At 57.6% G+C, this 8,475-nt stretch carries 8 protein-coding genes and 1 rRNA gene; 6 read left to right on the top strand and 3 right to left on the bottom strand.

Features of this window, described 5'->3' with window-relative positions:
* Window positions 1–88: ribosomal RNA gene (gene rrf / locus ACVWZ1_RS11440) — 5S ribosomal RNA — on the top strand; the annotation flags it as partial.
* A 132-nt stretch (window positions 89–220) separates the two neighbouring features.
* Here rrf and ACVWZ1_RS11435 read toward each other — a convergent pair.
* The 3 genes from ACVWZ1_RS11435 to ACVWZ1_RS11425 all read right to left on the bottom strand — a co-directional run bounded on the left by ACVWZ1_RS11435 (window position 221) and on the right by ACVWZ1_RS11425 (window position 3,648).
* On the bottom strand, window positions 221–1,522 hold the full coding sequence (locus tag ACVWZ1_RS11435; protein ID WP_457503414.1) for a bifunctional folylpolyglutamate synthase/dihydrofolate synthase: 1,302 nt from the start codon (window positions 1,520–1,522) through the stop codon (window positions 221–223).
* A 76-nt stretch (window positions 1,523–1,598) separates the two neighbouring features.
* Window positions 1,599–3,179, bottom strand: a complete 1,581-nt coding sequence (gene serA / locus ACVWZ1_RS11430; RefSeq protein ID WP_414332254.1) for a phosphoglycerate dehydrogenase — start codon at window positions 3,177–3,179, stop codon at window positions 1,599–1,601.
* Window positions 3,180–3,411: 232 nt separating this feature from the next.
* Complete coding sequence (locus tag ACVWZ1_RS11425; RefSeq protein WP_011429589.1) at window positions 3,412–3,648, bottom strand: DUF3148 domain-containing protein; 237 nt, start codon at window positions 3,646–3,648, stop codon at window positions 3,412–3,414.
* A 717-nt stretch (window positions 3,649–4,365) separates the two neighbouring features.
* On the opposite strand from ACVWZ1_RS11425, the gene ACVWZ1_RS11420 reads away from it, so the two are divergent.
* The 5 genes from ACVWZ1_RS11420 to ACVWZ1_RS11400 all read left to right on the top strand — a co-directional run bounded on the left by ACVWZ1_RS11420 (window position 4,366) and on the right by ACVWZ1_RS11400 (window position 8,473).
* Window positions 4,366–4,587, top strand: coding sequence for a DUF2949 domain-containing protein (locus ACVWZ1_RS11420; RefSeq protein WP_414332365.1), 222 nt, complete (start codon window positions 4,366–4,368; stop codon window positions 4,585–4,587).
* A gap of 262 nt (window positions 4,588–4,849) precedes the next feature.
* Window positions 4,850–5,650 carry a nucleoside triphosphate pyrophosphohydrolase gene (gene mazG, locus ACVWZ1_RS11415; RefSeq protein ID WP_457503418.1) on the top strand — a complete coding sequence of 267 codons (801 nt, stop codon included), beginning with the start codon at window positions 4,850–4,852 and terminating at the stop codon, window positions 5,648–5,650.
* A gap of 123 nt (window positions 5,651–5,773) precedes the next feature.
* Complete coding sequence (locus ACVWZ1_RS11410; RefSeq protein WP_041438122.1) at window positions 5,774–6,811, top strand: isopenicillin N synthase family dioxygenase; 1,038 nt, start codon at window positions 5,774–5,776, stop codon at window positions 6,809–6,811.
* A 121-nt stretch (window positions 6,812–6,932) separates the two neighbouring features.
* A complete protein-coding gene (locus tag ACVWZ1_RS11405) occupies window positions 6,933–7,874 on the top strand; it encodes a transglutaminase family protein (protein WP_457503416.1) in 942 nt (313 codons plus the stop codon).
* A gap of 92 nt (window positions 7,875–7,966) precedes the next feature.
* A complete protein-coding gene (locus ACVWZ1_RS11400) occupies window positions 7,967–8,473 on the top strand; it encodes a hypothetical protein (RefSeq protein ID WP_011429595.1) in 507 nt (168 codons plus the stop codon).
* The last annotated feature ends 2 nt before the right edge of the window (window positions 8,474–8,475 follow it).

Genomic DNA, 8,475 nt, shown 5'->3' with positions numbered 1-8,475 from the left:
CCGACCCATCCCGAACTCGGACGTGAAACGCATCAGCGGCGAATCTACTGGCAGGGCGACCTGCTGGCAACCTAGCTCGGTGCCAGGCCCACCACCCTAACCCAATCAGTAGGGGAGTATCTTGATCAAGTGATAGTGGTTGAGAGCTAGTTTTTGTTCATAGCTCCTCTCTCTTTATAAGAGAGGAGCTCAGGTTTTGCATAAGGTTTCACCTGTCAGTTCAACAGGCTAGATCCCATCCCAAACATTCCTGCATCACCTGGCCCAATAGGTACAGGGATCCGCAGATTACAGCTGGTGGCTCAGTGAGGTTTTTCGGCTTGAGCAACTGAGCCCGAAGAGCGGAGAGATTGGGCAGTGCCCGTGCCGAGGCGAGATGAGGCTGCAGAGTCTGGGCTAGCTGAGCAAGTTGCTCGGGATCCGTCCCAGAGTGGCCAGCAATTGGCAGAGCGAAAAAGCAATCTCCTGGTCGCAGCAGGGTACTGAGAATGCCCTGGACATCCTTGGTGGTGAGGATGCCCACATACCAGGTGAGGGGGCCGGGTTGATGCTCATCCAGATAGCGACGGAGAGCCTGGGCAGCGGGCAAGTTGTGGGCTCCGTCCATCAGCAACTGACGGGATCCAATCTGCACCCGCTGTAAGCGCCCCGGCCAACGGGTGATGGCAAATCCTTTTTCGACAGCGGCATCCGGGATCCGCCAGCCCTGTTGCTGTAGGGTTTCCACAACGGCAAGAGCTACTGCCGCATTGGTGAGTTGTACATCGCCGCTGAGGGGCAAGGTGAGGAGCTGCCCTCGCCATTGGACGGTTTGAGGCTCTGACCATCGCAGAGGTTCGACCATCTTCAGGGGGCTTCGCAATTGCTCTGCCTTGGCTCGGATAACTGCTGTGACCTCTGGGGTTTGGGGTGCGCACACTGCCGGGATCCCTGGCTTGAGAATACCCGCCTTTTCAGAGGCAATTTGGGGAAGGCTGTTGCCCAAGCGCTGCCAATGATCCCAGCCGATGGAGGTGATAGCCGTTACCACTGGCTCGATCCCAGCATTGGTGGCATCCAGCCGCCCCCCCAGGCCCACTTCTATCACTGCCACATCCACCTTTTGCCGGCGGAAGTACAGCCAAGCGGCAGCGGTGATAACCTCAAACTGGGTGGGAGAAGCCTCGTCAGGGGCATAGGTTTGTAGGCAGTCTCGCACCTGGGCCAGCGCTTGGCTCCAGTCGTTGGCGGAAATGTATTCCCCGTTCAGCCAAATCCGTTCCCGCCAGTCCACCAAATGGGGAGAGGTGTAGCGGCCCACACGATAGCCTGCCGCCCACAACACGTGGCTGACCCAGGCACAGACAGATCCTTTGCCGTTGGTGCCGGCTACGTGGATGGCCGGGATCCCAGCTTGGGGCTGTCCTAGACGCTGCAGCAAGACTTGCATGCGTTCCAGACTGAGATCCACACCAAAATGGCCCAGGGACTCCAGAAAGGCCGGCCAATCCCAGTCTGGGATCTGGGACAGGGTTAGGGACAAGTTGCTCTGGTTCAAGCAAAGACTCCGTCTTGCCAGGGTAGGTGAGATTTGGGATTTTTTCTAGGGATCAACAATTCTAGAGGTTCACTACAAAAGCGTCACGGATGCCCGGCTGCTTGAGCACCTCTTCCAGGATCCCATCCGGCAGGGGATCGTCCAAGCTGAGCACCATGACTGCATCGCCGCGGATGATCTTGCGCCCCACCTGCATGCTGGCGATGTTGACATTGTAGGCTCCCAGCAGGGTGCCAATCCGTCCGATGATTCCCGGCATATCCCGGTGCAGGGTCATCAGCATGTTGGCGGAAGGGGGCACATTCACCGGGAACTCGTCGATCTGGGTAATCCGCACCTCTCGCTCCCCAATCAACGCCCCCGAAACCGAGCGGATCCCATTGGGGCCGTGGGCAATCAACGTCAGGGATCCGGAATAATCTTTCAAGGAGGGATCTCGGGTTTCCACCACCCGGATGCCCCGTTCTTTGGCCTCAATGGAGGCGTTGACGTAGTTGACCCGCTCCCGCAGCGCTAGCGTCAAAAGCCCTTTGAGGGCGGCAATGACGATCGGCTGCCCATCTTTTTCCGCCAGATCTCCCTGCAGGCGGATCTCCAACTGGTTGACGCGATCCCCCGCCAATTGGCCAACCAAGTTGCCCAGGGTTTCGGCCAAGTCCAGGTAGGGTCTGAGGTTTTGCAGCACCTCTGCCTGTAAGCCGGGGATGTTCACGGCAGAGCGAGCCGGCAGCCCCAGCAACACATCGCGGATCTGCTCGGCCACATCAATGGCCACGTTCACCTGGGCTTCTTCGGTGGAGGCCCCCAAGTGGGGAGTGAGCAGGACTTCCTTGCCCAGGGAAAACAGCGGAGAGTCCTTCAGGGGCTCGTTGGCAAATACATCCAAAGCCGCTCCGGCAATTTGGCCGGATTTCAGGGCTTCGTACAGGGCTTGTTCATCCACCAAACCGCCACGGGCGCAGTTGATCAGGCGGGCGGTCGGCTTCATCATGCGAAAGGTTTCGGCGTTGAACAGGTTGGTGGTTTCAGGGGTTTTGGGAACGTGCAAGGTGATGTAGTCCGATTCCTGCACCAAAGTTGTGAAGTCCACCAGGCGCACCCCCAGTTGCTCGGCCCGCTCCACGGATAGATAGGGGTCATAGGCCAGCAGCTTCATCCCCATCGCCTTGGCAATCTGGGCCACATGGGATCCAATCCGACCCAATCCGACAATCCCCAGCGTTTTTTTGTAGACTTCTACGCCGACAAACTCTTGCCGATTCCACAGGCCCGACTTCAGAGAGGCATTGGCATCGGGTATGTGGCGGGAGAGGGCCATCATCAAGGCAATGGCGTGCTCGGCAGCGGCAATGGTGTTGCCCTCTGGGGAGTTGACCACCAGGATCCCGGCTTTGGTTGCGGCAGGCACATCGATGTTGTCAACGCCAACGCCCGCCCGCCCGATGATTTTTAAGTTCGTCCCCGCCTCGATCACCTCTCGGGTAACCCGTGTACCGGAGCGCACCATGATGGCATCGTAGTTGGGGATGACCGCGATCAACTGCTCTGGGGTGAGCTGGGTTTGCACATCCACCTGAGCGACTTGGGAGAGAATGTCGATCCCCGCCTGATCGATGGGATCTGTGACGATGACTCTGGGCATAAGCAGCGTTAGTCCAGTGGGATGGAGGGCAGTAAGAAGCAGGGATTAGCGCAAGTTGAGGTGGATCTCACCGGCTGAGCCAAACTTTGACCCAACCCCAACCGGCACACCTTAATCTACCGCGAAAGTCCGCCGGTCAGTCGAAGGCTCGCTTCTGTGGAAAGCTGCCAGCTCCCAAAGGTTCTGAAGGCCGACAAACCCATCGAGCTGGCTCGGAGGAGAAATGGGCGCACTAGGACAGGGATCCCACCGGGGCAAGATATTTTCCGTCTATGAGAAAGATGCCATTGGCAAACTGCACGCTGTAGGTGCCCAACAGCCGTCGCTGCAGGATCACCCCTTGCTCGTGCAAGCGGATCAAATGGGCCGGGCGCAACATCGGCATTGGGTCAGCCGTTTTTAGGTAAGGAGGCATTTCCACCACTTGAACCGTTGCCCCCACCGGCAGTAAACCTTGGGCTTCAGACATAATGGGAGTCCATCCTGCAGCCGTTTCTAGCTTAGGTGACATACTCCTGCACTCATGCTGATGCAAAGCGCTCCGCGCCGCTAAAGCGAAAGAGTGCGAGCTTCAAGGACTCCGTCCCGCTGACGCGAACAGTGACTCCTGTTAAGGACATTTCCTGAGCTTTAAGAACGGGATGCCCCACCGCTCTCTGCTTATCATAGCGCAGGAATCTCCGCCTCTCATCCCGACTCCCATGCTGATACATAGAGGGCGGGACTTCTCGGCGGTCTAGCTAACCCGAGCAGGATGGCAGCCCCAGGGCGGATCCCAGAGGAGCCGAACAGATTGGATCCCTGAGCAGTTATTGTAAGATTTTTATCTAAATACCAGAATTAGTCAGATAAAAAAGTAACATCTTGCCAAGGCAAGTTGGTTTCTCCAAACAAAGAAGAAGCAGCCAGCCTTTCAGGGTACTGCCAACTGATTGCCAATCTGCTATCATACCATGACCTCTCGCTACCCATTTTTTGTGTCCTTGGATACAGAAACCTCATTTGCTGAGGCAATTTAGGGGTTTTCTTGCCGTGGAGCTGTGGGCACAGGGCTTGGTAAGCTCACCTGTGGCCTATTTGCCAGCCGGATCTTTGCCGAAACTCTGTAGGAGTGTTAAGAATAGTTACGTTAGTTTACTATCTTCTCAGTTTCATATTTGTCCTTCTTCAGCGCTGCGAAACGACCATGCTAGATCCCATTCCCCCCCCAGCCCTTGAGGAATATCTCTTGCAAACGGGCATCATCGACCGTTCTCAACTGAGCCTGGCCAAGAAGCTGCAACATCGCCAGCAAGGGCCGTTGCTGATGATTCTTTTGGAGTTGAGTTTCATCGATCTGGAGCAGCTCAGCCGCCTTTTGGATTTGGGCCGCACCTACCCTTTTGACCATGCTGCAAACGCTGGATAGTCTTCAGCCCGACTGGCAACAAGCTCTGGCTCGGTGGTCTACTGCGGAGCAGGGATCCCTACTGCTGAAAAGCTGTGGGGGAAAGGATCCGGCGGAGCTGCGCAGTGTTTTGCAACAGGTCTGTGCTCCTGTCCAGCCTGTTACGTTGTTAACGGAGGGCTTAGAGGTGGTGGCCGGCCCATTGACGCTGCAAAGCTGGGATCCCCAAGCAACGGGGCATTTTGCCCACCTCTATCTGGAGCGTTCCGCCTCTAGCTCACACATGAGTCGTTTGGCGGCTGTTGTTGCTCGGTTGCGTGCCCCCGATGGATGTCCCTGGGATCGGGCCCAAACTCCGGAGTCTCTGACCCCCTACATTCTCGAAGAAGCGTATGAGACGGTAGCTGCCATTCGAGCCGGGGATCCGGCGGCGATTGCCGAAGAGCTGGGGGATTTGTTGTTGCAGGTGGTGTTGCAGTCTCAGATCTTTGCCGAGCAGAACCACTTTGATCTGGAAGCTGTGGCTGCGGGAATTGCCGATAAGCTCATCCGCCGTCACCCCCATGTGTTTGGGGATGCTGTGATGGCAGATCTTCCGGAGTTGCACCGCTCTTGGGAACAGATCAAGCAAGGGGAGCGACCGGATCAAAGCCTTGGCCAAAAACTGCTGCACTATGCCCAAAGTTTGCCTCCCCTAATGGCTGCCCTGAAAATTTCCTGCAAAGTGGTGGGGGCAGGGTTTGAGTGGCCGACGGTGGAGGGGATCTGGGCCAAGATCCGCGAGGAAGAAGCCGAGCTGCGCCGAGAATTGGAAAGGGATCCCCCCGATCCAACTCGGCAGGAAGCCGAACTGGGGGATCTGCTTTTTGCTCTGGTCAACTTGGGCCGTTGGTATGGTTTGGATGCTGCCCAAGCTCTAACCCAAACCAACCTGCGCTTTGCTCGCCGTTTTTTGCGCATGGAAGAGCTGGCTCAGGAACTGCTGGGATCCACGCCCGGCGGTGGCAAAAGCTCCCTTCTGAAAGGGCGCAGTCTCCAGGAGCTGGAAGTCCTCTGGCAACAGGCCAAGCAAGAGTATCCCTAGTTTCGTTTCTGGATGTGGGGTTGAGCCGGTGCCAGCTCTGAGGGGGTATCCGCCCACACAGTCTTGGGGCAGGTTTTCTTCGTAGGGTAGGAGCTGTTCTGAGCGCCTGTCTCTACGTCGGCCATGTCTCCAGTTTCTTCCTTTGAGCAAGCTGGGATCCCTTGTCTGGATTTGACCCCCTTTCGGGAGGGCACGGATCCGCTAGGGGTTGCAAAGGCTTTTGGGGCAGCCTTGGAGGAGGTGGGGTTTGTGGTGATCACAGGGCATGGGATCCCGGAGGCCATCATACAAACAGCCTACGAGAGAGCGAGGGCTTTCTTCGACCTGCCGCTGGAACAAAAAATGGAGGTGGTGACTCCGGATCGCGTCAAAAACCAGGGATACCTGCCGATTGGCATCGAAAGTGTAGCCGCTACCCGTGGGGCAGAGGTTCCCTACGATCTCTGTGAGGCGCTGGTGTTCAATGACCTGTTTCGGGAAGATCCACAACGGCCCCAAGCAGGGGTGGATCCGGATTCGGGCAACCTTTGGCCCACCCATCCAGCAGGACTGCGGGCTGCTCTTCTGGCTTATGATGCGGCTCTGCTTCAGCTCACCCAAACCTTGATGCGCATGGGCGCGTTGGCTTTGGATCTGCCGGAAACCTATTTTCTGCCTTTTATGGAGGGGAAAGGGGGAGTGCTGCGGGCTGTGCATTATCCTGAACAGGAGGTGGAGCCCATCCCGGGACAGCTACGCTATGGGGCTCACTCCGACTACGGTGGCTTCACGATTCTGCGACAGGATGGGGCGCCGGGAGGGCTGCAGGTGTACTCCAAAGCAGGAGAGTGGATTGATGTGCAGGCTGTTCCCAACGCCTTTGTCATCAACGTTGGCGATCTGCTATCCCGTTGGACCAATGACCGTTGGCGCTCCACGTTGCACCGCGTGGTCAATCCACCCCGATCGGCTTTCGGTTCCAGTCGCCGCCTGTCTTTGGTTTACTTTACAGCTCCTCGGGACGATGCTTGGATCGAATGCCTGCCCACATGCCAGAATGCAGCAAATCCCCCTCGCTATGCTCCTGTACAGGCTGGGGAGTACATCCGCTCTAAGCTGGAGGTTTCGATGATTGGGAAGGCAGGGCAAAGCTCTCGGAGATCTCAAACTCGGGATCCCTGAAGTCTAGAGATCTCGGGCAGACGATGCAACCGCTTCTTGGCTTTGATCTGGGAGCAGTTTGGGTTGCCTGATCTCGGTGCTCCTTTGCCTGTGATAAAACTCCTTGCCCGTCATTTGGCCTGTGCAAATTCAGATCCGCCATCTCATCGAATATCGCTACAGTCGTCCAGTCCAACTGGAGCCCCACACGGTGCGATTGCGACCGCGCTGCGACGGGATCCAAACTCTCCTGGCTTTTGAGTTGCAGGTGGATCCGCAGCCGGTGGGCCAATCGGCGCTGGTGGACCTGGAGGGCAACGCGGCGGTTCGGCTCTGGTTTGGGGATCCCACCGAGCATTTGCGCATTCAAACTCAGGCCACGGTGCTCACCCTGCGGGAGAATCCCTTCGACTATCTCCTCTGCGATTGGGCCACCAATCTCCCCATCGACTATCCCAGCACGCTGGCAGCTCAACTACAGCCTTATCTGACGGCTCAGGCGGATCCCGGCGTCCAAGCCTTGGCCTGGGAGCTATGGGATCAAGTGCAGGGGGAAACGACGGCTTTTCTGCCGGCGCTGAACCAGCGCATCTATTCAGAATGCCGCCACATCTTGCGGGAAAAGGGGGATCCCTGGCCTGCCGGCTTGACCTGGCATCGCAAAACCGGAGCCTGCCGCGATCTGGCCCTGTTGTTCATGGAGGTCTGCCGTACGGTAGGCTTGGCCGCGCGCTTTGTCAGTGGCTACCAAGTCAGCCCCTCACGGCCTTCAGGGGAGAGCATGGGCGGAGAACCTGCAGAGCCTGTGCGCCGTCATCTGCACGCTTGGGCGGAGGTGTACTTGCCGGGGGCCGGTTGGCGGGGCTTTGATCCCACCCAGGGGTTGGCCGTGGCCGATGGTCATGTGGCTTTGGCGGCCAGCGCTTACCCCAGAGATGCCGCTCCCATTTACGGCCATTGGCTGGGCAAGGGCGTTCACAGCAGTATGAGCTACACCATCCACATCCAGGCGGGATCTTCTGCGCAAAGCCAAGCCCAGCTTGCTGCAGACAGCCTTAGAACTTCACCAAAAGTGCGGAGCTGAAGTTGTAGAGCGTCAACTTGGCCGGATCCCAAAGCGAAAATTTGAGATAGCATAGCCTAGCCAAGATCTAGAGAATCTGCCGAGGGATCCCGTTGACCCAGTCTATTGATGTCCCCACCAGCGTTGATACGTTTTTGCAGGAGTTGGCCGCCATTCAGCAAGTTGGGCCGAAGCGAGTGGCCATCCTGGGCAGTCGTCATGTGCCCATTACCCACCAGTATTTGATCGAGACCCTCAGCTATGCTTTGGCCCTCACGGGCAATCAGATCCTCACATCCGGGGCTATTGGCACCAACTTGGCCGTCATTCGGGGGGCGATGCGGGCGGACATGAAGTCCTTGACGGTGATCTTGCCCCAGAGTTTGGAGCGACAGCCGGCAGAGTCGCGGGCCAGCCTGGAGCAGGTGCTGCATCTGGTGGAGCATCCGGAAAACGACCATCTTCCCTTGGCGGAGGCCAGCCGCCTGTGCAACCTGGAGATCATCGGCAAGTGCCAGCAGTTGATCTGCTTTGTCTTCCACGACAGCGTCACGCTGCTGGATGCCTGCAAGCACGCCGAGGAGCAACACAAGTTGGTCACTCTCTTCTATTTCGACTGATT

This window comes from Thermostichus sp. MS-CIW-25, assembly GCF_054060015.1.
Note: the sequence above shows the minus strand (reverse complement) of the source record. Positions and strands in the feature narration are given on the sequence as shown.

What these genes read in the sequence shown, in the direction of transcription:
- ACVWZ1_RS11420 (WP_414332365.1), top strand. Translation starts at nt 4,366, where the DNA reads ATGCTAGATCCCATTCCCCCCCCAGCCCTTGAGGAATATCTCTTGCAA.
- ACVWZ1_RS11410 (WP_041438122.1), top strand. Translation starts at nt 5,774, where the DNA reads ATGTCTCCAGTTTCTTCCTTTGAGCAAGCTGGGATCCCTTGTCTGGAT.
- ACVWZ1_RS11425 (WP_011429589.1), bottom strand. Translation starts at nt 3,648, where the DNA reads ATGTCTGAAGCCCAAGGTTTACTGCCGGTGGGGGCAACGGTTCAAGTG.
- mazG (WP_457503418.1), top strand. Translation starts at nt 4,850, where the DNA reads ATGAGTCGTTTGGCGGCTGTTGTTGCTCGGTTGCGTGCCCCCGATGGA.
- serA (WP_414332254.1), bottom strand. Translation starts at nt 3,179, where the DNA reads ATGCCCAGAGTCATCGTCACAGATCCCATCGATCAGGCGGGGATCGAC.